Genomic DNA, 22947 nt, shown 5'->3' with positions numbered 1-22947 from the left:
AACGATGCGCGCCGCGACCGTTTTGCGCAAGCGCCTCAGCGCGCCTGGCTGCATGTTGCGAGGGGCGGCGCGTCCTCTGCCTGCATGGCGTCGTGGAGTGTGCCGCCGTCGCCCTTGCTCCACCACACATAGCGCCCGCCGGCATAGCGCGCGCCCGAGGCGGCGACCACGTTGGAGGCCACAACCGGCTCCTCGTCGTAGGTGAAGACGGCCAGCGAGACCGGCCCGGCATTCACATATTCGACATCGAGCCGGCCAGCCGCCCCGCAATCATAGGCGACGCTCGTGCGCTCCACCGTGGCATCGCCGGGCAGCGAAAGCGTGAGTTCCGTGGCATCGGAACAGCCGGCGATCCCGACAAGGGCGGCAAGAAGGGAAAGGGAAAAGAATGTCTTGGGCATGGCAATCTCCTGAATCGATTGCCCTGACCCTAGCAGCAGATTGCGGCAGCGCTGAGTCTCAATCGCCGGATTCGAGCGCTGCGGCGACAAGTCGCCGGGCATCCGCGCCCGCCCATTCCGCCGGCCCGTTCATGTGGGCGAGCAGGCAGCCCTCCTCGTCGATGAGCACGGTGACGGGCAGGCCGAGCGCCAAGCCGCGCCGCTTCAGCGCGTTGAAGATGGCAAGCGAGTTGTCGCGATAGTAGCCGAGCGAGCGCACGCCGATCTCTTCCAGAAAGGCCTTCGGCTTCGCGTCGTCGCCGCGGTCGATGTTGACGGCCACCACCTCGAAGCGCTCCGAGCCCATCTCGCGCTGCAGCGCATCGAGCGCCGGCATCTCCTCGCGGCAAGGCACGCACCAGGTGGCCCACAGATTGACGAGCAGCACCCTGCCGGCGAAATCGGCCACCGTCATCCGCTCGCCCGAGGGTCCGTCGAAGGCAAGGTCGCGCAGGGACTGCGGCGGGTCGGCCGGCAGCAGCGCCGCCACGTCGCCCGTCATCGCCGGTTCAAGGGCCGCCGCCCGCTGCGCCTTGGCCGCACAGGCGGCCTGCGTGCCGCCGGCCGTGGCCGTGTTGCCATCGCCCCCACCCATCACGTATACGGCAATGGCCCCGGCGACGATGCCCGCCAGCGCGGAAAGCGCGATCAGGCGAAGCGCTGGAAGGTTTCGCATTCTGTCCGCCATCTCCGAAACATCACTCCAGGTCCGGTTATCACGATGAGCGAAGACAAAGCCAGCAACCGCATGTGGGGCGGACGTTTTGCCTCAGGCCCCGACGCCGTGATGGAAGCCATCAACGCCTCCATCGACTTCGACAGGAAGCTTTACGCCCAGGACATCCGCGGCAGCCTTGCCCACGCTGCCATGCTGGCCGAAACTGGCATAATTTCGGCCGAGGACGAACGGAAGATCGCTCACGGGCTGAACACGATCCTGTCAGAAATCGAGGCCGGCCGCTTCGCCTTCTCCAGGAAGCTCGAAGACATCCACATGAATGTGGAAGCACGGCTTGCCGAGCTGATCGGCCCTGCCGCCGGGCGCCTGCACACCGCCCGTTCGCGCAACGACCAGGTGGCGCTCGATTTCCGCCTGTGGGTGAAGGAGGAGCTGCAGCGCATCGATGCCCAGCTCGGACGGCTGCTCGACGCCTTTCTCACACGCGCCGAGGAGCACGCCGCCACCGTCATGCCGGGCTTCACCCATCTGCAGGCGGCCCAGCCCGTCACCTTCGGCCACCATCTGATGGCCTATGTGGAGATGTTCGGGCGCGACCGCACCCGCGTGCGCGACGCCATCGCGCGCATGGACGAATGCCCACTGGGTGCCGCCGCGCTGGCCGGCACGGGCTTTCCCATCGACCGGCACCGCACGGCCACGGCGCTCGGCTTCCGCGCCCCCACGCGCAATTCCATCGACACGGTGTCGGACCGCGATTTCGCGCTGGAGTTCCTTTCGGTGGCCGCCATCTGCGCCACCCACCTGTCGAGACTGGCGGAGGAGATCGTCATCTGGTCGACCCCGCAATTCGGCTTCGTGCGCCTGTCGGATGCCTTCTCCACCGGCTCCTCCATCATGCCGCAGAAGAAGAACCCGGATGCCGCCGAGCTCATCCGCGCCAAGACCGGCCGCATCAACGGCGCGCTGGTGGGGCTGCTCACCGTGATGAAGGGCCTGCCGCTCGCCTATTCCAAGGACATGCAGGAAGACAAGGAAGCGGTCTTCGACGCCGCCGAGACGCTGGATCTGATGCTGGCGGCCATGACCGGCATGGTGGGCGACATGGAGGTGAACAAGGCGGCGATGCGCAAGGCGGCGGGTGCCGGCTTCTCCACCGCCACCGACCTTGCCGACTGGCTGGTGCGCGAGGCCGGCCTGCCCTTCCGCGAGGCCCATCACGTGACCGGCCGCGCCGTCGCCCTGGCCGAGGCGAGGAAATGCGGGCTCGAAAAGCTGCCGCTCGACGCGCTGAAGGACATCCATCCGGCGATCACGGAAGATGTCTATTCGGTTCTCTCGGTCGCCAACTCGGTCAGGAGCCGTGCCTCCTACGGCGGCACGGCACCGGCGCAGGTGCGCCGGCAGATCCGCGCCTGGAGACGCAGGCTCAAACGGGATGCACAGGCGGCGAAAAACCGCTAGAACCTTTCCGCATCTGTCTGCCTGGAAAGAGAATGGACGCCCCATGACGGCCCGTGCAACGCTCACCCTCCTTCTGCTCGCCACCGCGCTCGGCCTTGCCGCCTGCGGCCGCAAGGCGCCGCTCGACACGCCCTATGAGGCGGCGGTGGAAGCGCGCAGGCAGGCCGAGCGCGAGGACAAGCCCCTGCCGCCGGAGCCGGAAAAGCCGGTGGAGGACCGCCCGTTCATACTCGATGGGTTGATCTAGGCCGTGAACCACTTCGAGTACCGCAACGGCATTCTCCACGCCGAGGACGTGCCCCTCCCCGATATCGCCGCCGCCGTGGGCACGCCCTTCTACTGCTATTCCACGGCCACGCTGACGCGCCATTACCGCGTCTTCGCCGAGGCGCTGTCCGGCATCGATTCGCTCATCTGCTATGCGCTGAAGGCCAATTCCAACCAGGCCGTGGTGAAAACGCTGGGCGATCTGGGCGCCGGCGCCGACGTGGTCTCCGAGGGGGAGCTGCGCCGGGCGTTGGCCGCCGGCATCCCGGCCGGGCGGATCCTGTTTTCCGGCGTCGGAAAGACGGAGCGGGAGATGGACTTCGCGCTCGAAGCCGGGATCCTGTGCTTCAACGTCGAGTCCCTGCCGGAGCTCGAACGGCTTTCCCAACGTGCGTGCGCGCTGGGGCGCACGGCGCCGGTTTCCCTGCGCATCAACCCCGATGTGGACGCGCGCACCCACAAGAAGATTTCCACCGGCAAGGCCGAGAACAAGTTCGGCATCCCGTGGAAGGAGGCGCGCGCGGCCTATGCCCGCGCAGCCGCCCTGCCCGGCCTGAAGGTCACCGGCATCGACATGCATATCGGCAGCCAGATCACCGATCTTCAGCCCTTCGACGATGCCTTTGCGCTTCTGAGCGAGCTCACCCGGACCCTGCGCGCCGACGGCCACACCATCGAGCATTTGGACCTGGGCGGCGGCCTGGGCGTCCCCTACCGGGAGGACAACGCCCCCCCGCCCCTGCCCGATGCCTATGCCGAGGTGGTCCGCCGGCATGTGGCGCGCCTCGGCCTCAAGGTCTTCTTCGAGCCGGGGCGCCTGATCGTCGCCAATGCAGGCGTTCTCGTCAGCCGGGTGATCTACGTGAAGGAGGGCGAAGCGAAGAATTTCGTGATCGTCGACGCCGCCATGAACGATCTCATCCGCCCGACGCTCTACGACGCCTATCACGCGGTCCGCCCCGTGGCGGAACCCGGACCCGAGGCGGGGCGGCTGCGCGCCGATGTCGTCGGCCCGGTCTGCGAGACGGGCGATTTTCTCGCCCAGGATCGGGATCTGCCGATGCTGGCCGCCGGCGACCTCATCGCCATTGCCACGGCCGGCGCCTATGGCGCCGTCCAGGCCAGCACCTACAACTCGCGCCTTCTGGTGCCGGAGGTGATGGTGAGGGAGGACCGCTTCCACGTGGTGCGCCCGCGCCCCACCTACGAGGCGCTGATCGGCCTCGATTCGCTGCCTCCCTGGCTTTGAACGCGCGGCCGGGCCCCGCGGGCGGCGGCCGCGTGATAAAGTGGCCCTCTTCCGGCAGAGACGCGGCGAGGGAGGAGAACCATGCGCATCGAGCTGCCAGCCGCCGCCATCGAGGTGACGGTGGGCGACATCACCCGGCAGGAGGACATCGAGGCCGTGGTCAACGCGGCCAACGCCTGGCTGATGCCCGGCGGCGGGGTGGCCGGCGCCATCCACCGCAAGGCCGGCCCGGCGCTTGCCGAGGCGTGCCGGCCGCTGGCGCCCATCAGGCCCGGCGAGGCGGTGATCACCGCCGGTTTCGGGCTGCCCAACGCCCATGTTATCCATTGTCTGGGCCCGGTCTATGGCGTGGACAGGCCGGAGGCGGCGCTGCTGGCGCGCTGCTACCGCGCGGCCATTGCGCTGGCTGACGGGAAGGGCATCGCCTCCATCGCCTTCCCGGCCCTTTCCACCGGGGCTTTCGGCTATCCGGTAGAGGAAGCCGCCCCCATCGCCTGTTCAGCGGTGGTGGAGGCGCTGAAGGAGGCCCACACGGTGCGCCTCGTCAGGCACGTGCTCGCCAGCGACGCCCTGGCGCGGCGTTTCGCCGAAGCGACGCGAAAGGCCGCAGCGCGCTGAAACAGGCGCGCATCCGCCTTGGCAATATGCAGGTAGCTTATTGATTTTGCTGGCGATCCCGGCAGGATTCGAACCTGCGACCCTCAGATTAGGAATCTGATGCTCTATCCTGCTGAGCTACGGGACCGAGAGGGCCCCACTCATAGCGTCTCGAAGCGGCTTCGCCAAGACGAAATGGCGTCTCAGGGCCGAAGGGCGGTTTCGGCGAGGCGCACCCAATAGCTCACGCCGTGCGGAATGGCCTCGTCGTTGAAGTCGTAGCGCGGGTTGTGCAGATAGGCGCTGTCGCCGTTGCCCAGGAAGATGAAGGCGCCCGGGCGGGCTTCCAGCATGTAGGAAAAGTCCTCGCCGCCCATCAGCGGGGCGACATGGGTGTCCACATGGGCCTCGCCGGCAACCTGGCGCGCCACCTCCGCCGCAAAGGCCGTCTCCTCGGCGTGGTTGAAGGTGACCGGATAGTTGGATTGATAGGCCACCGTGGCGCTGGCCCCGTGTGCGGCGGCGATGCCGGTGCACAGGGCGCGCAGCCGTTCTTCCGCGAGCGCGTTCACCTCCTTCTTCAGCGTGCGCACCGTGCCTTCCATGCGCACCCGGTCGGGGATGATGTTGTGCGAATCGCCGCCATGGATCCGGGTGACCGACACCACCACCGATTCCAGCGGGTCGGCGGCGCGCGCGGCGATGGTCTGCAGCGCGCCGATCATCTGACCGGCAATGACGATGGGATCCACCGTCTTGTGCGGCATGGCCGCGTGACCGCCCTTGCCTTGCACCTCGACCGAAAACTCCGCCGTGGCCGCCATGATGGGCCCCGGCCGGATGGCGAAGTGGCCCACCGGCAGGCCCGGCAGATTGTGCATGCCGAAGACGCGCTCGATGGCAAAACGCTCCATCATCCCGTCCTTCACCATCTCGCGGCCGCCGCCGCCACCCTCTTCCGCCGGCTGGAAGATGACGGCCACCGTGCCGGCGAAGTTGCGCGTCTCGGCCAGATATCGGGCCGCGCCCAGCAGCATGGCCGTGTGCCCGTCGTGCCCGCAGGCATGCATGCGTCCGGGCACCGTGGATCGGTGGGGCAGGCCCGTCTCCTCCTCGATGGGCAGGGCATCCATATCGGCGCGCAGGCCGATGGTGGGCCCCGCGCCGCGGCTGCCGCGGATGAGCCCCACCACGCCCGTGCGCCCGAGGCCCGTGACCACCTCGTCGCAGCCGAACGCCTCCAGCTTGGCGCGCACGAAGGCGGCCGTCTCGTGCACGTCGAACAGGATTTCCGGCTTTGCGTGGAGCTGCCGGCGCCATGCCGCAATCTCGTCATGAAGTTCGGCTGCACGGTTCACGATGGGCATGGAGCGTCTTCCTCTGCTTGGTGCTCGTCTCGTTCCCGGCACTGCCGCCGCCGGCGGGCGGCCGCCCGCCCCCGGCCTTTGCCATGCTGGCGACATGTGCGCTAGATATGGTGGCGGGGCCGGGTTTGAAAGGGCAAGGCAGGGCCGGATCGAAGGCTTCGCCTATTATGGATATCGGCAGCGCACGGGCAACCTCATGAAAGCGCAAAACCTGGGACGGTTCGGACGGGGGGGAACAAGGGCGATCGCGGTGGCGGCGTGGCTTCTCCTGATGCCGGGCATGGCGGCGCTGGCCGGCCCCTTCCTGCTGATGGACGTGGACAGCGGGCGCGTGCTGGTGGCCGAGGATTCCTTCAAGCGCTGGTATCCCGCCTCCCTGACCAAGCTGATGACCGCCTATGTGGCCTTCCGCGCGGTGGAGGCCGGAGAGCTCAGGATGAGCTCCCCCGTGCGCATCTCCAAGAACGCGGCCAGCGAGCCGCCCAGCAAGATGGGCTATCCGCCGGGCTCGGTGCTCACCCTCGACAATGCGCTGAAGATCATCATGGTCAAGTCGGCCAACGACGTGGCGACAGCGATCGGCGAAAGCATCGCCGGCTCGCAGAGCGCCTTTGCCGCGCGCATGAACGCCGAGGCACGCCGGCTGGGCATGGTGGACAGCCACTTCGTCAACGCCCACGGGCTGCATGCGCCCGAGCAATATACGACGGCGCGCGACCTCGCCCTCCTGGTGCGCGCCATCCGCACCGAATTTCCGCAATATGCCGGCTATTTCTCCATCGAGGGCCTGCGCGCCGGCGACAAGGTGCTGCCCAACTACAACTTTCTGATCGGCCGCTTCGAGGGTGCAGACGGCATGAAGACGGGCTATGTCTGCGCCTCGGGCTTCAACCTGGTCGCCACGGCGACGCGGCGCGGGCGCACGCTTGCCGCCATCGTGCTCGGTGCCGGCTCGCAGGTGGAGCGGGCGGAGCGGGCCGCCAACCTGCTTGCCCAGGGCTTCAAGGCCGGCGGCTTCGGCGCGCCGATGCTGGCGAGCCTGCGCCCGCTGGGCACGGAAAGCCGTGACCCCACGGACATGCGCCCGCAGATCTGCTCGCAGGAGGCGGTGGCGGCGCGCCGCCAGAGGGGCGACGACGAGGCGCTGCTGATCGAGCGCTCCGCCCATGTGCGCCCCATGGCCCGCCCGCCCCGCCTCGTGACCGTGCGCCTTGGCGGCGCCGACGGGCCGCCGCCGCCCGGCGCGCGCTATGCCGACGTGCCGATCCCCACCCCGCGCCCCCCCTATCCGCCGCAATCCGCCGTCAGCCAGGGCGACTGAGATGGCGGAGGCCGGCCCGATCACGCTCGACATCGTCACCGGCTTTCTGGGCGCCGGCAAGACGACGCTCATCAACCGCCTGCTTGCCGACCCGGCGCTGGCCGACACCGCCGTGATCGTCAACGAGTTCGGCGAGATTTCCATCGACCATCTGCTCATCGAGACGGGAGGCGAGGAGGGCATCGTCGAGCTCGGCGATGGCTGCCTGTGCTGCACGGTGCGCGGGGCGCTGGTCGACACGCTGGCGGAACTGGCCGCCCGCCGGCCTGCGCTGCGCCGCGTGGTGGTGGAGACGACCGGCCTGGCCGATCCCGCCCCCGTGCTCAGGGCGGTGATGGCGCATCCCGGCCTGTCGCGCCTTTACCGCCTGGGCAACGTCGTCACCGTGGTTGACGCGGTAAACGGCATGGCCACGCTCGACGCCCACGAGGAGGCGCGCAGCCAGGTAGCGCTGGCCGACCGGCTGGTGCTGAGCAAGGGCGCCCTCGCGCAGGAGCAGGAGCGGCAGGCGCTCGCCCGCCGCCTCGCCCGGCTTAACCCGCAGGCAGGGCTCTTCGACGCCGATGCCCTCGAAGCCGCGGCGCGCCTTCTCGAACCCGGCATCGCCCCGCGCCGGGTCCCGCCCGCCGGCCACCATCACGCACACCACCACGACGACCACGACCACGCCCATGGGCCGGATGCCTTCCGCTCCGTCTCGCTCACCCATGACCGGCCCCTCGCCCGGACCGTGGTGGAGAACTTCCTGGACCTGCTCGCCACCCAGCAGGGCGAGCACATCCTGCGCATCAAGGGGCTGGTGGAAACGGTGGAGGCGCCCGAACGCCCGCTGCTCGTCCAGGGCGCGCAGCGGCTTCTTCACACGCCGCAGCATCTGCCGCGCTGGCCGGAAAGCGGGCGCGGCACGCGCATCGTCGTCATCGGCGACGGGGCGCTCGACACCGGCTACATCGGGCGCATCTTCGCCGCCTTCGCTGGCGAGGCGCAGGTGGACACGCCCGACCGCGCGGCGCTTCAGGACAATCCCCTGGCCATTCCCGGCTTTCGCCGCTGAGCGACGGCGCTATGCCGCGCCGCGCTCGATGAGAAAGCGGTGGCCGTCGGGCGTTGTCCGGCGCTCAAGCAGGCGGTGGCCCGCCTCGGCGCAGAAGGCGGGGATGTCGATGGCGGCCAGCGGGTCGGTCGTCTCCAGCCAAAGGCGCGCGCCAGGGCGCATGCCGGCAAGCCGCTTGCGCGCCTTCAGAACCGGCAGGGGGCAGTTGAGGCCCTTCAGGTCGTAGACGGCCACGCTTTCCCGGTGTTCCGCCGGCATCAGGGTGTGATCAGGTCCCACACGCGGCTGAGACGCGACGGCTGGGGGGCCTCGGCCGGCTTGGGGGCCGGCTGCGGCACGGCGCCGGTGGTAAGCGGCGGGGCGCCCACCATGGCCTGCGCCTGGCTGCTGGCGCTCTGCTGCGGGCGCGGAGAGGCGGCGGGCCTTTCGGGAGCCGCCGCGACGCTGACCGGCGCCAGCGAAGGCGGACGGGGAGAGACATTCTCGCCGCGGGCGCGCCGCCGGCTCCAGTCCGCCACGAGCCGGGCTTCCTCCACCCCGAGGATGGAGGGGCGGGGCTCCGGCATGGCCTTCTTCACCGCTGCCGCGAAGGCGCGGTCCTGCTCGGCCTTGTACTCCGCATAGGCCGCCACCAGCGACGGGGGTTGCGTGGAGGGCGGGCAGGCTTCCGCGGGCTCGAAGCTCTCGCCCTCCGCCGGATAGCGGTTGAAGACGTAGCGGCGTTCGCACACATCCACCTTGGGCGGCCGGCGCGTGATCTCGAAATGATCGTAGCCCTCCTTCAGCATCTTCCAGAACGCGAAGTTCGGGTCGTTGCGGTAGCGCGCCATGTTCTCCGGCGTCATGCGGAAGGGGAAAGCCTGGAGCTGAAAGGCGGTCTGGCCGCCGCGGAAGGCGTCGCGCGCGAAGGCGTAGACCTCCTCCACCTGCTCGTCGGTTATCGAATAGCAGCCGGCGGAGGAGCAGGCGCCATGCACCATCAGGTGGGAGCCCGTGCGGCCATTGACACGGTCATAGGTGTTGGGAAAGCCGATGTTGAAGGACAGGTGATAGCTGGAGCGCGGGTTCATCTGCGCGGGAGCGACGGCATAGAAACCTTCCGGCGCCTGCCGGTCGCCCTCGGTGTATTTCGGCCCCAGCTTGCCGGACCACTTGCAGATGTCGTAGCTGGTGACGAGGTCGTAGCGCCCGCTCTGCGTCTGTTTCCAGACCTCCAGAACGCCCTCCTCCTTGAAGATGCGCATCATGATGGGGGCGTTCTTGCGCATGCCCTTGGCCTTCATCGTCTGCACGATGCGCGGGGGCAACGGCCGCTCGGCCTTGGGCGCGATGTCTTCCAGCGACTGGCCGCTGCACCCCGCAAGCACGAGTGCGAGGATCATGAGGGCGGCGCTCGCGATGCGGCTCTTCATGGAACGGTCTCTATCTGTCTGCCAGACCCCCTCCAGGCGGCAGGGGCGGGCTCTCCATCCCGCAACTAAATACCCGTTAGCCTTGACAAATCATTACCGGCCACGGGCAAATCCTACCCTACCGCTTAGCACCGAAGCGGCCGGCAAGGCAAGATTGCGACGAGCACCGGCACGGGGGCCGGCGCAATCCCTCAAAGGGTGCGGCCGATGGCGAGGAATTTCTCCCGCCGCTCCTCGCGGTGGTCGCCGCCGCCTTCGACAAGCTCCTTCAGCCCCTGCTCGATGGTCTCGCCGGTGGCCGCGATCACCGTCTCCGGCGCGCGATGCGCCCCGCCCACCGGCTCCGGCACGATGCCGTCGATGACCTTGAACTGCAGAAGATCCTGGGCGGTGATCTTCATGTTGGTCGCCGCGTCCCTGGCGCGCGTCGAATCCCGCCACAGGATGGAGGCCGCCCCCTCCGGCGAGATCACCGAATAGATGGCGTGCTCCAGCATGTAGACGCGGTTGGCGGTGGCGATGGCAATCGCCCCGCCCGAGCCGCCCTCGCCGATGATCACCGAGACATTGGGCACCTTGAGGGCCAGGCACTTGGAGGTGCAGCGGGCGATGGCCTCGGCCTGTCCGCGTTCCTCCGCGCCGATGCCGGGATAGGCGCCGGCGGTGTCCACCAGGGTGACGACGGGAATGCCGAAACGGTCGGCCAGGTCCATCACCCGCACCGCCTTGCGGTAGCCCTCCGGCCGGGCCATGCCGAAATTGTGCTTCAGCCGGCTCTGCGTGCCGTTGCCCTTTTCCTGGCCGATCACGGCGATGGCCTCGCCTTTGAAGCGGGCGAAGCCGGCCACCACGGCCCGGTCCTCGCCGAAGGCGCGGTCGCCGGCCAGCGGCGTGAAGTCGGTGAAAAGCGCTCGCACATAATCCATGCAGTGCGGCCGGTCGGGATGGCGGGCCACCTGCGCCTTCTGCCAGGGTGTCAGCGCCTTGTAGATGTCGTTGAGGGCATCCCTGGAGCGCTTTTCGAGGCGCGCGATCTCCTCGGCGACGTCCACCGCCTCGCCGCTTTCGCTGAGCGCCTTCAGCTCCAGGATCTTGCCTTCGAGATCGGCAACGGGTTTTTCAAAATCGAGATAGTTATACATGAACTGTCCAAATCGACACGCGACACACTCGGGTTGGTGGGGCGCTGAACGGCAACAAATGCCCGCAACAATGGCCTCACATAGCGGTCGAAAGGCTAGTCGGCAAGCGGGTGATGCTTTTGCACCAGCTCGTGGAGCCGCTTTTCCAGCACATGGGTATAGATTTGCGTGGTCGAGATGTCCGCATGACCGAGAAGTTGCTGCACGGAGCGCAGGTCCGCGCCGTTCTGCAGGAGATGGCTGGCGAAGGCATGGCGCAGCACATGCGGCGAGACCCTGGCGCAGGAAATGCCGGCGCGCGCGGCAAGCGCCTTGAGCTCGCGCGCGAAGACCTGACGCGGCAGATGGCCGCTTTCGGAGGCGGCGGGAAAGAGCCAGGGGCTGTCGGCAGCCGCGGGATGGCGGGACCGCTCGGCCAGCCACGCCGCCACCGCCGCCCGCGCCTTGCCCGACAATGGCACGATACGCTCCCTGCCGCCCTTGCCGCGCACGGCGAAGAAGCGCTCGTCGCGCAGTGCAACGCGCAGCGGCAGGCTGACGAGTTCGGAGACGCGCAGGCCCGAGGCATAGAGCACTTCGAGCAGCGTCGAAAGGCGCTGCGCAGAAAGGCGCTGCGCCGTCCCCTCCGCGGCCATGCGCGCCTCCTCCGCCGCCCGCTCCAGAAGCCGCTCCGTCTCCGCCTCGCTCAGCGTTCGCGGCAGCGGCCGGCCCTTCCTCGGGCTGTCCAGCACGCCGGTGGGATCGTCGCCGCGCAGACCCTCCGCATAGAGGAACCGGAAGAACTGGCGCACCGCCGAAAGCTTGCGCGCCTGCGTGGTGGCGGCAAAACCGCGTCGCGCCATATCGGCAAGCCAGGCGCGGATGCCCGCCGCACTGGCCTCCGCAAGCCCCCTCTCCGCTGCGGCGAGAAAGGCGTCGGCATCTTCCAGGTCGCGGCGATAGGAAGCGAGCGTGTTGTCGCTCGCCCCGCGCTCGGCCGCCATCATCTCCAGAAACGCCTCGATCTTCGCGCCGCTTGCCATGGTTTCCCTGCCGTGTGACCGGCCCCACCATGCGCGCCAAAGCCTAATCGCCGGTGAACCGCCGGCTAACGCCGCAACAGCTCGTCCGTGGGGACATCGACCGTCATCTCCACGCGCTTGGGCTGCACGAAGGTGGCGAGCGCGAACATCCCGCCATAGAACAGGCCCGCCAGGACGGCCAGGATGGTCAAGAGCCGGAAAAGCGTGGGCATTTCGCTCCCTTCGCGTGTCGCCTGTGCCGGTTATGGGGCGCCCCGCCCCGCAAGGCAAGCCGCCCCGCTCACGCAAGCGCTTGACGCGCTATGTCTTTTGATGTCGAACCGGCGGCATGAGGGCGACCGGCAAAACCGAGGCGATGGACATGGCGGCCCTGCGCGACAGGCTGGGCCGGCGCAGCATCGTGCTCGTCGGGCTGATGGGGGCCGGCAAGACGGTGATCGGGCGCCGCGTGGCCGCCGCCCTCGACCTGCCTTTCATCGACAGCGACCACGAGATCGAACGCGTGTCGCGCATGACGATCCCGGAGCTCTTCGCCGCCTACGGCGAGGAGGAGTTCCGCGCGCTCGAACGGCGGGTGATCGCGCGCCTTCTGCGCGGCGGGCCGCAGGTGCTGTCGACCGGCGGCGGCGCTTTCATGAACCCGGCCACGCGCCAGGCCGTGGCCCGGCGCGGCATCTCCGTCTGGCTGAAGGCCGATCTGGAGACGCTGATGCACCGCGTCTCCAAACGCCAGAACCGCCCGCTGCTGCAGGCGGAGGACCCGCGCGCCGTCATGCAGCGGCTGATGGACCTGCGCTATCCGGTCTACCAGCAGGCGGACGTGACGATACGCTCGCGCGACGAGCCCAAGGAAGTGATTGCCGGCGAGGTGGTGGCGGGCCTTGCCCGCTTTCTGGAGGAACGCAAGGAGACGGGGACGGCTGCATCATGAGCGAAGAGGAAGACACGGTCACCGTTACCGTCGGGCTGGGCGAGCGCGCCTATGACATTCTGATCGGCAAGGGCCTCATCGCCGGCGCCGGGGCGCGCATCGCCGCGCGCCTGCCCGGCGCGCGCGCCGCCATCGTGACCGACGAGAATGTCGCCGCCCGTCATCTTGCCCCGCTGCAGGCGAGCCTGCGGGCGGCCGGCATCGACAGCACCACCGTTACCCTGGCCCCCGGCGAGCGCAGCAAGGGCTTCGAGACACTGGAGCAGACGGTGGACGCGCTGCTCGGCGCGCGGCTGGAGCGGCGCGACGCGGTGATCGCGCTCGGCGGCGGCGTGGTCGGCGATCTGGCGGGCTTTGCCGCCGGCATCGTGCGCCGGGGCATGCAGTTCGTCCAGGTGCCGACATCGCTCCTGGCGCAGGTGGATTCCTCCGTCGGCGGAAAGACCGGCATCAACACGCCCCGCGGCAAGAATCTTGTCGGCGTGTTCCACCAGCCGCGTCTCGTGCTGGCCGATACCGGCGTGCTCGACACGCTGCCCGAACGCGAGTTTCGGGCCGGCTATGCGGAAGTGGCCAAATACGGGCTCATCGACCAGCCGGATTTCTTCGCCTGGCTGGAGGCCAACTGGCGGGAGGTGTTCTCCGGCGGGCCGGCGCGCACCCAGGCCATCGCCCGCTCCTGCCGCGCCAAGGCGGAGATCGTCGAGCGCGACGAGCGCGAGGCGGGCGAGCGGGCCCTGCTCAATCTCGGCCACACCTTCGGCCATGCGCTGGAGGCGGCCACCGGCTACGACAGCGCCCGCCTGGTGCACGGCGAGGCAGTGGCCATCGGCATGGCGATGGCGCACCGCTTCTCCGCCCGCATGAACCTGGCAAGCCCCGACGACGCCGAGCGCGTGGAGGCGCATCTGCGCGCCGTCGGCCTGCCGACGCGGCTGGAGCAGGTTCCCGGTGCGCTTCCTGGCGCCGCGGCGCTGCTGTCCTATATTGCGCAGGACAAGAAGGTCTCGCGCGGAAGCCTCACCTTCATTCTCACGCGCGGCATCGGCCGGGCCTTCATCGCCCGCGACGTGCCCGCATCGCAAGTGCTCGCCTTTCTTGAGGAGTGTCGCCCGCAATGAACGCGGAGATCGTGATCACCGCTGGCGCCGTCCTGGTGCTGATCGTCCTGTCCTTCCTGTTCTCCGGCACGGAGACGGGCATGACCGCCATTTCGCGCGCCCGCCTGCACACGCTGGAGCGCGCCGGCGACAGCCGTGCCGGCGTCGTCGCGCAGCTGGTGGAGCGGCGCAACCGGCTGGTGGGCGCGCTCCTCATCGGCAACAACCTGGTCAACATCCTTTCCTCCGCGCTGGCCACCAGCCTGTTTCTGACGCTGTTCGGCGAGGCGGGCGTCTTCTACGCCACCCTGATGATGACGGTCCTGCTTGTCATCTTCGCAGAGATCCTGCCCAAGTCGCTGGCGCTGTCGCGGCCGGAACGCTTCTCGCTGTTCGTCTCGCCCTTCGCGCGGCTGGTGGTTCTGCTCTTCGGCGCGCTGTCTTCGGCGGCAAACGCCATCGTGCGCCTGCTGCTTGCCATTTTCGGCGTCAACCTGTCGCGCGACACCTTCCAGCTCTCGGCCCACGAGGAGCTGCGCGGCACCGTCGAGGTGCTGCACCGCGAGGGCGCCGTGGTCAAGCAGGACCGCGACCGCATGGGCGGCCTTCTGGACCTGCACGAGCTGGAAGTCTCCGACGTGATGATCCACCGCACCAACATGCGCTCCATCAACGCCGACGACCCGCCGGAAGTGGTGGTGCGCGAGATCCTCAAGAGCCCCTATACCCGCCTGCCCCTGTGGCGCGGCACGACGGAGAACATCGTCGGCGTCGTCCACGCCAAGGACCTTCTGCGCGCCCTCTACGACGTCGACCACGACGCCAGCCGCATCGACATCATGAAGGTGGCCTCCAAGCCCTGGTTCGTGCCCGACACCACGACGCTTCAGGACCAGCTCAACGCCTTCCTGCGCCGCAAGGCGCACATTGCCATCGTCGTCGACGAATATGGCGAGGTGGAAGGGCTGGTGACCCTGGAAGACATCATCGAGGAGATCGTCGGAGACATCGCCGACGAACACGACGTGGAGATGCAGGGCGTGAAGCAGGAGGCCGACGGCTCGGTGGTGGTGGAAGGCTCGGTGCCCATCCGGGACCTCAACCGCGCGCTCGACTGGGACCTGCCGGACGACGAAGCGACGACCATTGCCGGTCTCGTCATCCACGAGACCCAGACCATTCCCGAGGAGAAGCAGGCTTTCACCTTCTTCGGCAAGCGCTTCATCATCATGAAGCGGGAGAAGAACCGCATCACCCGCATCCGCATCAAGCCGGCGGTGGAGGAGGAGGCGGCGAGCCCCCGTCAATGACCGGGGTTGTGACGATCCGCGCCGCCTTTCGCCTCTGATCGGCGGATGCCGGCGGGGCACGGCGCAGCCTTCACCAACGGATGGGCTCTCCCGGCGCCGCCGGCTCGACGGCCAGCGCGTGCACACCGGCCCGCAGTTCCTCGGCCAGCGCCGCGTTCACCGCGCGGTGCCGCTCCAGCCGGCTCATCCCGGCGAAGGCGGCGCTGACGATGCGCACGCGGAAATGCGTCTCCCCCGCGCCGTCAAAGGTTTCCTCGCGCCCGCCCTCGCGATGGTGATGGCCGGCATGCAGGTGGCTTTCGTTGATGACGGCAAGCCGTTCGGGCGAGAAGGCTTGCCGGAGCTTGGTTTCGATGGCGGACTGTATGGACAATCGGGCCTCCTGGCACCATATGGGTGAGTTCCGGCATGAGCCTTTTTGGCATAATGGCTGTCAGGGACGGGTCAACCATAATCTCCGAGATATGCGGGAGAACCAGGACCTGCAGACCTCGTGCATCCGGTGCGGGAGCATTCTTCTGGGACCTGCCATCGCGCCGGTTCTCGGGATTGTGGGTCTCGTGGTGCAGACATTGTCTTGGAAAGAGCCGCTCCGTCCATGTCGATGCCACCCCACGCCGGAGCAGCCCTTTCCCAAGCGCTTGGGTTTTGCTATATTGAATTAGGTGCATGCCGACCGTTCATCGCTTCGATGGCCTGCGCGTGGTCATCTATCCGAACGATCATCGCCCCGCGCACGTTCACCTCAAGGGAGCGGACGGAGAGGCGGTGTTCGTCCTGAATTGTCCCGATGGGCCGCCTGAATTGCGTGAGAGTTTCGGATTCAACCGGTCCGAAGTGGGGCGCCTCAAAGAGGCTGTTGCGGCTGTCCTGGGCACCTTGTGCGAGGAATGGAGCAAAATCCATGGCCGTTACTGAACGAGAATTCGAGCGAGCCGAGGCGCGCATGCAGGCGCACCGAGATGCTGGCTATGCCGTTGCCGCCCGCTATGAAAAGCGCGCCGCGCGTATCCTGGTGAGCCTCAACACCGGCGTTCAGATCGCCGTGCCCGTACACCTGGTCGAGGGACTGTCCGATGCAACGGCGGAGGAATTGTCCGAGATCGAGATCAGCCCGAGCGGTCTTGGCCTGCACTGGCCAAAGCTGGATGCAGACGTATATGTGCCGGGCCTCTTGCAGGGCGTCTTCGGCTCGAAACGCTGGATGGCTCAGCAGATGGGCACCCTCGGTGGCCGCTCACGCAGCGCGGCAAAGGTTGCTGCATCGCGGAAGAACGGACGCAGCGGCGGGAGACCGCGCAAGACGATGAATGAATAAGGGGGTCCGGAGTGGCCGCAAGGATAAGGTTTGTCCTCCTGCACCTCCCGCGAACGTTGGAAACCGCCCCCAGACCGCCGCTAGGTCCATTCCCCGCAAAAAGTCAATTCTTGTTTCGCAGCGCTCAACCGCGATAATCCCCTCTGATTTGCCGTTGCAAGGTCAGGAATGAAACCGAACTCGAAATATTTCGAGAAGATCCGCATCCGCCCGGACCGCAAGCCGGAGGCCGACGCGCATGCGCCGCGCTGCCAGTGGGACGGGTGCGACCAGCCGGGCCTGCACCGCGCCCCCGTCGGCCGGCATCGGGAGGGGGAGTATTTTCGCTTCTGCTTCGAGCACGTGCGCCAATACAACAAGAATTACAACTACTTCTCCGGCCTGAAGGATTCCGAGATCGCGCGCTTCCAGAAAGAGGCGCTGACCGGCCATCGGCCGACCTGGAAGGTAGGCTCCATCGGCAGCGGACGGCCGGCCGCCGATTTCGCGCCGTTCCGCTCGGGCCACGCCGCCTACTACCGGCGCCTGGGCGACCCCTTCAACCTGTTCGGCGGCGAGCGGGCGGAGACGCGCAACGCCCATGTGCGCAGGCTCAGGCCGCTTGAGGCCAAGGCGCTGGAAACGCTGGGCCTGGACGCGAAAGCGACTGGCGCCGATATAAAGGCACGGTATAAAACGCTCGTGAAGCGCCACCATCCCGATGCGAATGGCGGCGACAGGGGTTCCGAGGCGCGCCTGCGCGAGGTGCTTCAAGCTTACCGGCTCCTGAAGCAGGCGGGTTTCTGTTAACCCCGGTCTCTGCTAAGAGGCCCCCGTTGAGAAGACAAGCGGCGCGGCATATGCCCTCCGCGCGCGCTGGAGGTATGATGAACAAGATCGACCGCGATATTGCCAACCTGCCCGATACCACGGTTTCGGTGAAGGAGACCTTCGGCTTCGACTCCGACATGGTGGTGCCCGCCTACGCGGTGGCCGACGCCCACGTGCCGGATGTCGATCCCGACTATCTGTTCGACAAGCAGACCACGCTCGCCATCCTCGCCGGCTTTGCCTACAACCGCCGCGTGATGGTTTCCGGCTACCACGGCACCGGCAAGTCGACCCACATCGAGCAGGTGGCCGCACGGCTGAACTGGCCCTGCGTGCGCATCAATCTGGACAGCCATGTCAGCCGCATCGACCTCGTCGGCAAGGATGCCATCGTGGTGAAGGAGGGCAAGCAGGTCACGGAGTTCCGCGACGGCATCCTGCCCTGGGCCTACCAGCACAATGTGGCCCTCGTCTTCGACGAGTATGACGCCGGCCGCCCGGACGTGATGTTCGTCATCCAGCGGGTGCTGGAATCCTCGGGCCGGCTGACCCTGCTCGACCAGAGCCGTGTGATCCGCCCGCATCCCGCCTTCCGCCTTTTTGCGACGGCCAACACGGTGGGGCTTGGCGATACCACCGGTCTCTACCACGGCACGCAGCAGATCAACCAGGCGCAGATGGACCGCTGGTCCATCGTCACGACGCTCAACTATCTGCCGCATGACGAGGAGGTGGCGATCGTCCAGGCCAAGGCCAAGCACTACCAGAACGCGGAAGGCCGGGAGATCGTCGGCCGCATGGTGCGCGTCGCCGACATGACGCGCTCGGCCTTCATGAACGGGGACCTGTCCACCGTCATGAGCCCGCGCACCGTCATCATGTGGGCGGAGAATGCCGAGATCTTCGGCGATGTCGGCTTTGCCTTCCGGCTCACCTTCCTGAACAAGTGCGACGAGCTGGAGCGGGCGGTGGTGGCCGAGTTCTACCAGCGCGCCTTCGGCGAGGAGCTGCCGGAATCGGCGGCCAATGTTGTGCTGAGCTAGCCTTGGGAGAGTAGGATGCACTATGAGGGCAGCTGCCACTGCGGGGCCGTGCGCTTCGAGGCGGATCTGGACCTTTCCAGACCGATCACCTGCAACTGCTCCTACTGCTCGCGCCGCGGCAGCATCCTGGTCTTCACCCCGGCGGATAACTTCACGCTGAAGACGGGCGAGGAGAAGCTGACGGAATACCGCTTCAACACGAAGACCATCCAGCATCTCTTCTGTTCCACCTGCGGAATGGAATCCTTCGCCCGTGGTCGGATGCCGGACGGCACGAGGATGGTGGCCGTCAATGTGCGCTGCCTCGAAGGCGTCGATCCCGACGGCCTTCAGACCACCCGCTACGACGGCCGCGCGAAATAGGGGACGCATTCGTGTGAGCCAGACCAACCGCAAGCCCGGACAGCCCCAGGAGGCGCCGCTCGACCCCTTCAAGCGCGCCGTGACGGTCTGCACGCGCGCCATTGCCGGCGACCATGAGCTGGAGGTTGCCTTCTCCAAGGATCGGCCGGGCCTCGCCGGCAATCGCATGCGCCTGCCCGAATTGCCGAAGCGGGCGAGCGCCGAGGCGTTGCACATCACCCGCGGCCTCAGCGATTCCATGGCGCTGCGGCATGCCCGCCACGACGCACGCCTGCACAGCCGGCTGGCCCCACAAGGCCAGCAGGCACGCGCCATCTTCGACGCAGTGGAGCAGGCACGCGTGGAATCCATCGGCGCGCGCGCCATGCGGGGTGTCTCCGACAACATCGCCGCCATGCTGGAGGACAAGTTCGCCCGCGCCAACCTGGCCGAGGTGAGCGACCGCTCGCAGGCCCCGCTCGAAGAGGCCATCGCGCTGATGGTGCGCGAGAAGCTGACCGGCCGCCCAGCGCCGAGGAGCGGCGAGCGGATCGTCGCGCTGTGGCGCGACTGGGTGGAAGAGAAGGCCGGCGGGAACCTCGACGCGCTTCTGCCCAACATCGAGGACCAGGGTGCCTTTGCCCGCGCCGTGCGCGAGCTTCTGGGCGCCATGGACATGGGCGAAGATCTGGAGGAGCACGGCCAGGACGAGGAAAGCGAGGAGGACGGCGACCAGCCCAAGGGCGAGGACACGAGCGAGGAAGGCGGCGAGGACGACTCCCAGGGCGAAAGCGCCGAGGCGGAGGAGGCCGACACCGCCGGCGACCAGAACGAGGCGGGCGAGAGCGACGCCGCCGCGACCACCGCCGAGGAGGTCTCCGACCAGGAAGACCTGGACGCCGAGACGCCGGGCGAGGCGCGCCGCCCCGAAAGCCCCTTCGACCAGGCGGTGCACGATATCGACTACCGCGTCTACACCGGCCAGTTCGACGAGGTGGTGAGCGCGGAAGACCTGTGCGACGAGGAGGAGCTGGACCGCCTGCGCGCCTTTCTCGACAAGCAGCTCGCGCATCTGCAGGGTGCGGTGGGCCGACTGGCCAACCGTCTGCAGCGCCGGCTCATGGCGCAGCAGAACCGCTCCTGGGATTTCGACCTGGAGGAGGGCGTTCTGGACACCGCGCGGCTTCCCCGCCTGATCATCGACCCGATGCAGCCGCTGTCCTTCAAGCAGGAGCGCGACACCAATTTCCGCGATACGGTGGTCACGCTGCTTATCGACAATTCCGGCTCCATGCGCGGCCGGCCCATCTCCGTGGCGGCCGCCTGCGCCGACATCCTGGCGCGCACGCTGGAACGCTGCGGCGTGAGCGTGGAGATCCTCGGCTTCACGACACGCGCCTGGAAGGGCGGGCAGGCGCGCGAGAAGTGGCTCAAGGAGGGCCGGCCCGCCAATCCGGGCCGCCTCAACGACCTGCGCCACATCGTCTACAAGTCCGCCGATGCGCCGTGGCGGCGCGCCCGGCGCAATCTCGGGCTGATGATGCGCGAGGGGCTGCTGAAGGAAAACATCGACGGCGAGGCGCTTCTGTGGGCGCACCAGCGCCTGGTCGCCCGCCCCGAGCAGCGCCGCATCCTGATGATGATCTCCGATGGCGCGCCGGTCGACGATTCCACGTTGTCGGTCAACCCCGGCAACTATCTGGAGCGCCACCTGCGCGCCGTCATCGAGCTCATCGAAACGCGCTCGCCCGTGGAACTGCTGGCCATCGGCATCGGCCACGATGTGACGCGCTACTATCGCCGCGCCGTCACCATCGTCGATGCGGAGGAGCTCGCCGGCGCCATGACGGAGCAGCTTGCCGCTCTCTTCGAGGAAGAAGGCGCGCGGCGGGGCGGACGGCGCCGCCGCGCCGGCTGACGTTGGTGCGCCGGGCCGCTCTCGTTCCCCTTTGTGCGCTGCTTGCGCTTCTCGCCGCCGGCGCGCGCACGGATGAGACAACACCCGAGACCTTCGAGGTCGCGGCCCGGCCCATCTCCCATTTCCGCATCGGCTCGGCAGAAAATCACTTCGGCCCGCTGGAGTTCGTCGGCGGGCTGGAGCTGAGCGCGCGCGCAGCCCATTTCGGCGGCTTCTCCTCCTTCCGCTTCCTGGACGGCGGCCATCGCTTCATCGGCGTCACCGACACCGGCTACTGGTTCTCCGGTTCGCTCCTGCGCGACGGCAAAGGCCGCCCCGAGGGCCTGTCCCGCTTCTCCATGGCGCCCATCCGGGACGCCGAAGGCAATGCGGCGGGCGAGAAGTGGTTCGGCGATGCCGAGGCGCTTGCGCTCCGGCACGATCGCGCCACCGTCGGTTTCGAGCGCGCCCACCGCCTGGTGGAATTCCGGCTCACGCCCGAAGGCGTGGGAGAGCGGCTCGGCACGGTGGACTTCCTCGTCCCCCCGCACGAGCTGCGCGTGAACCGCGGCTTCGAGACCATCGCCCATGCCCCGAAAGAAGGCGCGCTGGCCGGCGCGCGCGTGGCCATCACCGAGCGCAGCATCGACCGCCGGGGCAATGTCTTCGCCGCCATTCTGGAAGGCCCGCACGGGGGCGTCTTCACCGTTGCGCGCCGCGACGGCTATGACATCACCGACGGCGTCTTTCTGCCGGATGGCGACCTGCTGCTCCTCGAACGGCGCTTCTCCGTCCTCTCCGGCGTCGCCATGCGGCTGCGCCGCATCGCCGGCCGGACCATCCGGCCCGGCGGCGTGGCCGACGGCCCCGTGCTGCTGGAGGCCGACATGGGCCACCAGATCGACAATATGGAGGGGCTGGAGGTGTGGCGGCGCGCCGACGGCGCGCTGATGGTCTCGCTCATCTCCGATGACAACCACTCCATCCTGCAGCGCAATCTCTATCTGGAGTTCCGGCTGGCCGGGCACCAGGCAGGCGGGCCGCTGCCCTATCGCGCTGCCTCCGCCGGCTTGAGCACGCCGAGAAGCGCGCCATAGGGCGCAAGCATGGCAAAGCCGATGAGAAGCTTGACCGCGAAATCGCCCAGCGCCAGCGACACCCACAGCGGCACCTCCGCCCCCACGCCGAACAGCGGCACGGCAAAGGCCAGGGAGCCGTCCTCGCGCCCCAGCGCCGTATCCAGGAAGGAGAAGGTGCTGGCAAAGGCCAGCGAGAAGAAGATCACCGTGTCGAGCGCCGAGCCGGCCAGCGTCGAGACGAGCGGCGGCCGCCACCAGGCGCTGCGGCGCAACCGGTCGAAGATGGCCACGTCGAGAAGCTGCGCGGCGAGAAAGGCCGCGCCCGAGGCAAGCGCGATGCGCGGGCTTGCCAGCCACACCGACAGGATCACGGCCAGCACGAAGCCCACCAGCACCACGCGGCGCGCGGCCGCCGGCCCGAAGCGGCGGTTCGTCAGGTCGTTGACGAGAAAGGCGAGCGGATAGGTGAAGGCGCCCCAGGTGAGGATTTCGCCAAGGCCCAGATGCTGGAAGGGAAACTGGACGAGGATATTGGAGGCGACCACGATGATCGCCATGGCGGCCACGAAGGGCCAGGCTGTTGGGATGGGAGTCATTTTTTTATCCTGGGTGATGGAACCAGTGAGCGGGGCGCGTGCACCCCGCCCGGACGAAAGGGATCAGGCTTCGGCCTGCTGCGCCTGCTCGGCCAGCTTCTTGGCCACCTGCTTTTTCAGAAGCCGGGCACGCTGAGAAAGATCGTTGGACTTCGCCTTCATCAGGAAGGCGTCCAGCCCGCCGCGATGCTCCACGCTGCGCAGCGCATGGGCCGAAACCCGCAGGCGAAAGCTCTGGCCCAGCGCCTCGGACATCAGCGTGACGTCGCAGAGGTTGGGCAGGAAGCGGCGGCGGGTCTTGTTGTTGGCGTGGCTCACATTGTTGCCGCTCATCACGGCCTTGCCGGTCAGTTCACAAGCGCGGGACATCTTTCTACCTTTATCTTTCGGGCCAAGTCTCCCTGCCGCACCTTGCGGAAACGGCGCGCGGGAAGGGTTGAGGCGGCCTCGTGGGAATTGGCGCACCCCATAAAGACATTTGCCCTGCCGGTCAAGCACCGCCTTGGC

General features: G+C 68.0%; 27 protein-coding genes and 1 tRNA gene. 16 read left to right on the top strand and 12 right to left on the bottom strand.

Annotated features, from left to right (window positions below; all coding sequences use genetic code 11):
* Nucleotides 1-35: 35 nt before the first annotated feature.
* The gene (locus tag NYR58_RS06385) at nt 36-401 is read right to left on the bottom strand and encodes an MliC family protein (protein ID WP_261519651.1); all 366 of its coding nucleotides are present in this window, start codon (nt 399-401) and stop codon (nt 36-38) included.
* 58 nt (nt 402-459) lie between these two features.
* Entirely contained in the window at nt 460-1128 is a 669-nt protein-coding gene (tlpA, locus tag NYR58_RS06380) for a thiol:disulfide interchange protein TlpA (protein WP_261519650.1), read from the bottom strand.
* 33 nt (nt 1129-1161) lie between these two features.
* Between tlpA and argH the strand changes: the two genes are divergently transcribed.
* The 4 genes from argH to NYR58_RS06360 all read left to right on the top strand — a co-directional run bounded on the left by argH (nt 1162) and on the right by NYR58_RS06360 (nt 4717).
* Nucleotides 1162-2583, top strand: a complete 1422-nt coding sequence (argH, locus tag NYR58_RS06375; protein WP_261519649.1) for an argininosuccinate lyase — start codon at nt 1162-1164, stop codon at nt 2581-2583.
* 43 nt (nt 2584-2626) lie between these two features.
* Nucleotides 2627-2830, top strand: a complete 204-nt coding sequence (lptM, locus tag NYR58_RS06370; RefSeq protein WP_261519648.1) for an LPS translocon maturation chaperone LptM — start codon at nt 2627-2629, stop codon at nt 2828-2830.
* A 3-nt stretch (nt 2831-2833) separates the two neighbouring features.
* The gene (gene lysA, locus NYR58_RS06365) at nt 2834-4099 is read left to right on the top strand and encodes a diaminopimelate decarboxylase (protein ID WP_261519647.1); all 1266 of its coding nucleotides are present in this window, start codon (nt 2834-2836) and stop codon (nt 4097-4099) included.
* 81 nt (nt 4100-4180) lie between these two features.
* On the top strand, nt 4181-4717 hold the full coding sequence (locus tag NYR58_RS06360; RefSeq protein WP_261519646.1) for a macro domain-containing protein: 537 nt from the start codon (nt 4181-4183) through the stop codon (nt 4715-4717).
* Nucleotides 4718-4767: 50 nt separating this feature from the next.
* Here NYR58_RS06360 and NYR58_RS06355 read toward each other — a convergent pair.
* Together NYR58_RS06355 and NYR58_RS06350 are read right to left on the bottom strand one after the other, a co-directional pair.
* A tRNA-Arg gene (locus NYR58_RS06355) sits at nt 4768-4844 on the bottom strand.
* A gap of 55 nt (nt 4845-4899) precedes the next feature.
* Complete coding sequence (locus tag NYR58_RS06350; protein ID WP_261519645.1) at nt 4900-6063, bottom strand: M20 aminoacylase family protein; 1164 nt, start codon at nt 6061-6063, stop codon at nt 4900-4902.
* Between the two features lie 196 nt (nt 6064-6259).
* On the opposite strand from NYR58_RS06350, the gene NYR58_RS06345 reads away from it, so the two are divergent.
* Together NYR58_RS06345 and NYR58_RS06340 are read left to right on the top strand one after the other, a co-directional pair.
* On the top strand, nt 6260-7384 hold the full coding sequence (locus NYR58_RS06345) for a D-alanyl-D-alanine carboxypeptidase family protein (RefSeq protein WP_315903322.1): 1125 nt from the start codon (nt 6260-6262) through the stop codon (nt 7382-7384).
* 1 nt (nt 7385) lies between these two features.
* Nucleotides 7386-8438 (top strand): CobW family GTP-binding protein, encoded by a 1053-nt coding sequence (locus NYR58_RS06340; RefSeq protein WP_261519644.1) that lies wholly within the window; start codon nt 7386-7388, stop codon nt 8436-8438.
* Between the two features lie 9 nt (nt 8439-8447).
* Here the strand turns inward: NYR58_RS06340 and NYR58_RS06335 are convergent, their stop codons facing one another.
* From NYR58_RS06335 to NYR58_RS06315, 5 genes are all read right to left on the bottom strand, one after another.
* Nucleotides 8448-8696 (bottom strand): sulfurtransferase TusA family protein, encoded by a 249-nt coding sequence (locus NYR58_RS06335; RefSeq protein ID WP_261519643.1) that lies wholly within the window; start codon nt 8694-8696, stop codon nt 8448-8450.
* On the bottom strand, nt 8696-9850 hold the full coding sequence (locus NYR58_RS06330; protein WP_261519642.1) for a hypothetical protein: 1155 nt from the start codon (nt 9848-9850) through the stop codon (nt 8696-8698). The genes NYR58_RS06335 and NYR58_RS06330 overlap by 1 nt, the downstream gene beginning before the upstream one ends.
* Before the next feature lie 191 nt (nt 9851-10041).
* On the bottom strand, nt 10042-10992 hold the full coding sequence (locus NYR58_RS06325; RefSeq protein ID WP_261519641.1) for an acetyl-CoA carboxylase carboxyltransferase subunit alpha: 951 nt from the start codon (nt 10990-10992) through the stop codon (nt 10042-10044).
* A 95-nt stretch (nt 10993-11087) separates the two neighbouring features.
* Complete coding sequence (locus NYR58_RS06320) at nt 11088-12014, bottom strand: site-specific tyrosine recombinase XerD (RefSeq protein WP_261519640.1); 927 nt, start codon at nt 12012-12014, stop codon at nt 11088-11090.
* 65 nt (nt 12015-12079) lie between these two features.
* A complete protein-coding gene (locus NYR58_RS06315) occupies nt 12080-12226 on the bottom strand; it encodes a histidine kinase (protein WP_261519639.1) in 147 nt (48 codons plus the stop codon).
* A gap of 116 nt (nt 12227-12342) precedes the next feature.
* On the opposite strand from NYR58_RS06315, the gene NYR58_RS06310 reads away from it, so the two are divergent.
* The 3 genes from NYR58_RS06310 to NYR58_RS06300 are packed head-to-tail and all read left to right on the top strand — an operon-like array spanning nt 12343 to nt 15355.
* Nucleotides 12343-12945 (top strand): shikimate kinase, encoded by a 603-nt coding sequence (locus NYR58_RS06310; protein ID WP_261519638.1) that lies wholly within the window; start codon nt 12343-12345, stop codon nt 12943-12945.
* Nucleotides 12942-14066, top strand: coding sequence for a 3-dehydroquinate synthase (gene aroB / locus NYR58_RS06305; RefSeq protein ID WP_261519637.1), 1125 nt, complete (start codon nt 12942-12944; stop codon nt 14064-14066). Before NYR58_RS06310 ends, aroB begins: the two co-directional genes overlap by 4 nt.
* Nucleotides 14063-15355: an HlyC/CorC family transporter gene (locus NYR58_RS06300; RefSeq protein ID WP_261519636.1), complete on the top strand. Its 1293-nt coding sequence runs from the start codon at nt 14063-14065 to the stop codon at nt 15353-15355. The genes aroB and NYR58_RS06300 overlap by 4 nt, the downstream gene beginning before the upstream one ends.
* 70 nt (nt 15356-15425) lie before the next feature.
* On the opposite strand, the gene NYR58_RS06295 is transcribed toward NYR58_RS06300, so the two are convergent.
* On the bottom strand, nt 15426-15728 hold the full coding sequence (locus NYR58_RS06295; RefSeq protein ID WP_261519635.1) for a BolA family protein: 303 nt from the start codon (nt 15726-15728) through the stop codon (nt 15426-15428).
* Between the two features lie 296 nt (nt 15729-16024).
* On the opposite strand from NYR58_RS06295, the gene NYR58_RS06290 reads away from it, so the two are divergent.
* The 7 genes from NYR58_RS06290 to NYR58_RS06260 all read left to right on the top strand — a co-directional run bounded on the left by NYR58_RS06290 (nt 16025) and on the right by NYR58_RS06260 (nt 21862).
* Entirely contained in the window at nt 16025-16273 is a 249-nt protein-coding gene (locus tag NYR58_RS06290) for a DUF4160 domain-containing protein (protein ID WP_261519634.1), read from the top strand.
* Nucleotides 16260-16673, top strand: coding sequence for a DUF2442 domain-containing protein (locus tag NYR58_RS06285; protein WP_261519633.1), 414 nt, complete (start codon nt 16260-16262; stop codon nt 16671-16673). Before NYR58_RS06290 ends, NYR58_RS06285 begins: the two co-directional genes overlap by 14 nt.
* A gap of 168 nt (nt 16674-16841) precedes the next feature.
* The gene (locus NYR58_RS06280; RefSeq protein WP_261519632.1) at nt 16842-17462 is read left to right on the top strand and encodes a J domain-containing protein; all 621 of its coding nucleotides are present in this window, start codon (nt 16842-16844) and stop codon (nt 17460-17462) included.
* 77 nt (nt 17463-17539) lie between these two features.
* Nucleotides 17540-18526, top strand: coding sequence for a cobaltochelatase subunit CobS (gene cobS, locus NYR58_RS06275; RefSeq protein ID WP_261519631.1), 987 nt, complete (start codon nt 17540-17542; stop codon nt 18524-18526).
* 15 nt (nt 18527-18541) lie between these two features.
* A complete protein-coding gene (locus NYR58_RS06270) occupies nt 18542-18889 on the top strand; it encodes a GFA family protein (protein WP_261519630.1) in 348 nt (115 codons plus the stop codon).
* 13 nt (nt 18890-18902) lie between these two features.
* Entirely contained in the window at nt 18903-20786 is a 1884-nt protein-coding gene (cobT, locus tag NYR58_RS06265) for a cobaltochelatase subunit CobT (protein ID WP_261519629.1), read from the top strand.
* A 5-nt stretch (nt 20787-20791) separates the two neighbouring features.
* On the top strand, nt 20792-21862 hold the full coding sequence (locus NYR58_RS06260) for an esterase-like activity of phytase family protein (protein ID WP_261519628.1): 1071 nt from the start codon (nt 20792-20794) through the stop codon (nt 21860-21862).
* Here NYR58_RS06260 and NYR58_RS06255 read toward each other — a convergent pair.
* Together NYR58_RS06255 and rpmB are read right to left on the bottom strand one after the other, a co-directional pair.
* Nucleotides 21814-22440 carry a VUT family protein gene (locus NYR58_RS06255; protein WP_261519627.1) on the bottom strand — a complete coding sequence of 209 codons (627 nt, stop codon included), beginning with the start codon at nt 22438-22440 and terminating at the stop codon, nt 21814-21816. The two genes, NYR58_RS06260 and NYR58_RS06255, sit on opposite strands and share 49 nt — an antisense overlap.
* Nucleotides 22441-22503: 63 nt before the next feature.
* Nucleotides 22504-22809 (bottom strand): 50S ribosomal protein L28, encoded by a 306-nt coding sequence (rpmB, locus tag NYR58_RS06250; RefSeq protein ID WP_261519626.1) that lies wholly within the window; start codon nt 22807-22809, stop codon nt 22504-22506.
* Nucleotides 22810-22947 lie beyond the last annotated feature (138 nt).

This window comes from Chelativorans intermedius (assembly GCF_025398255.1).
Classification (GTDB): domain Bacteria; phylum Pseudomonadota; class Alphaproteobacteria; order Rhizobiales; family Rhizobiaceae; genus Chelativorans; species Chelativorans intermedius.
This window is presented reverse-complemented; position numbering and strand designations above follow the sequence as displayed.

Coding starts and splice junctions, on each gene's coding strand:
- NYR58_RS06340 (WP_261519644.1), top strand. CDS start 7,386: ATGGCGGAGGCCGGCCCGATCACGCTCGACATCGTCACCGGCTTTCTG.
- argH (WP_261519649.1), top strand. CDS start 1,162: ATGAGCGAAGACAAAGCCAGCAACCGCATGTGGGGCGGACGTTTTGCC.
- NYR58_RS06270 (WP_261519630.1), top strand. CDS start 18,542: ATGCACTATGAGGGCAGCTGCCACTGCGGGGCCGTGCGCTTCGAGGCG.
- aroB (WP_261519637.1), top strand. CDS start 12,942: ATGAGCGAAGAGGAAGACACGGTCACCGTTACCGTCGGGCTGGGCGAG.
- tlpA (WP_261519650.1), bottom strand. CDS start 1,128: ATGGCGGACAGAATGCGAAACCTTCCAGCGCTTCGCCTGATCGCGCTT.
- NYR58_RS06385 (WP_261519651.1), bottom strand. CDS start 401: ATGCCCAAGACATTCTTTTCCCTTTCCCTTCTTGCCGCCCTTGTCGGG.
- NYR58_RS06315 (WP_261519639.1), bottom strand. CDS start 12,226: ATGCCCACGCTTTTCCGGCTCTTGACCATCCTGGCCGTCCTGGCGGGC.
- NYR58_RS06310 (WP_261519638.1), top strand. CDS start 12,343: ATGAGGGCGACCGGCAAAACCGAGGCGATGGACATGGCGGCCCTGCGC.
- NYR58_RS06330 (WP_261519642.1), bottom strand. CDS start 9,850: ATGAAGAGCCGCATCGCGAGCGCCGCCCTCATGATCCTCGCACTCGTG.
- rpmB (WP_261519626.1), bottom strand. CDS start 22,809: ATGTCCCGCGCTTGTGAACTGACCGGCAAGGCCGTGATGAGCGGCAAC.
- cobS (WP_261519631.1), top strand. CDS start 17,540: ATGAACAAGATCGACCGCGATATTGCCAACCTGCCCGATACCACGGTT.
- NYR58_RS06285 (WP_261519633.1), top strand. CDS start 16,260: ATGGCCGTTACTGAACGAGAATTCGAGCGAGCCGAGGCGCGCATGCAG.
- NYR58_RS06345 (WP_315903322.1), top strand. CDS start 6,260: ATGAAAGCGCAAAACCTGGGACGGTTCGGACGGGGGGGAACAAGGGCG.
- NYR58_RS06290 (WP_261519634.1), top strand. CDS start 16,025: ATGCCGACCGTTCATCGCTTCGATGGCCTGCGCGTGGTCATCTATCCG.
- NYR58_RS06325 (WP_261519641.1), bottom strand. CDS start 10,992: ATGTATAACTATCTCGATTTTGAAAAACCCGTTGCCGATCTCGAAGGC.
- NYR58_RS06320 (WP_261519640.1), bottom strand. CDS start 12,014: ATGGCAAGCGGCGCGAAGATCGAGGCGTTTCTGGAGATGATGGCGGCC.
- NYR58_RS06350 (WP_261519645.1), bottom strand. CDS start 6,063: ATGCCCATCGTGAACCGTGCAGCCGAACTTCATGACGAGATTGCGGCA.
- NYR58_RS06300 (WP_261519636.1), top strand. CDS start 14,063: ATGAACGCGGAGATCGTGATCACCGCTGGCGCCGTCCTGGTGCTGATC.
- NYR58_RS06280 (WP_261519632.1), top strand. CDS start 16,842: ATGAAACCGAACTCGAAATATTTCGAGAAGATCCGCATCCGCCCGGAC.
- NYR58_RS06255 (WP_261519627.1), bottom strand. CDS start 22,440: ATGACTCCCATCCCAACAGCCTGGCCCTTCGTGGCCGCCATGGCGATC.
- NYR58_RS06335 (WP_261519643.1), bottom strand. CDS start 8,696: ATGCCGGCGGAACACCGGGAAAGCGTGGCCGTCTACGACCTGAAGGGC.
- NYR58_RS06360 (WP_261519646.1), top strand. CDS start 4,181: ATGCGCATCGAGCTGCCAGCCGCCGCCATCGAGGTGACGGTGGGCGAC.
- lptM (WP_261519648.1), top strand. CDS start 2,627: ATGACGGCCCGTGCAACGCTCACCCTCCTTCTGCTCGCCACCGCGCTC.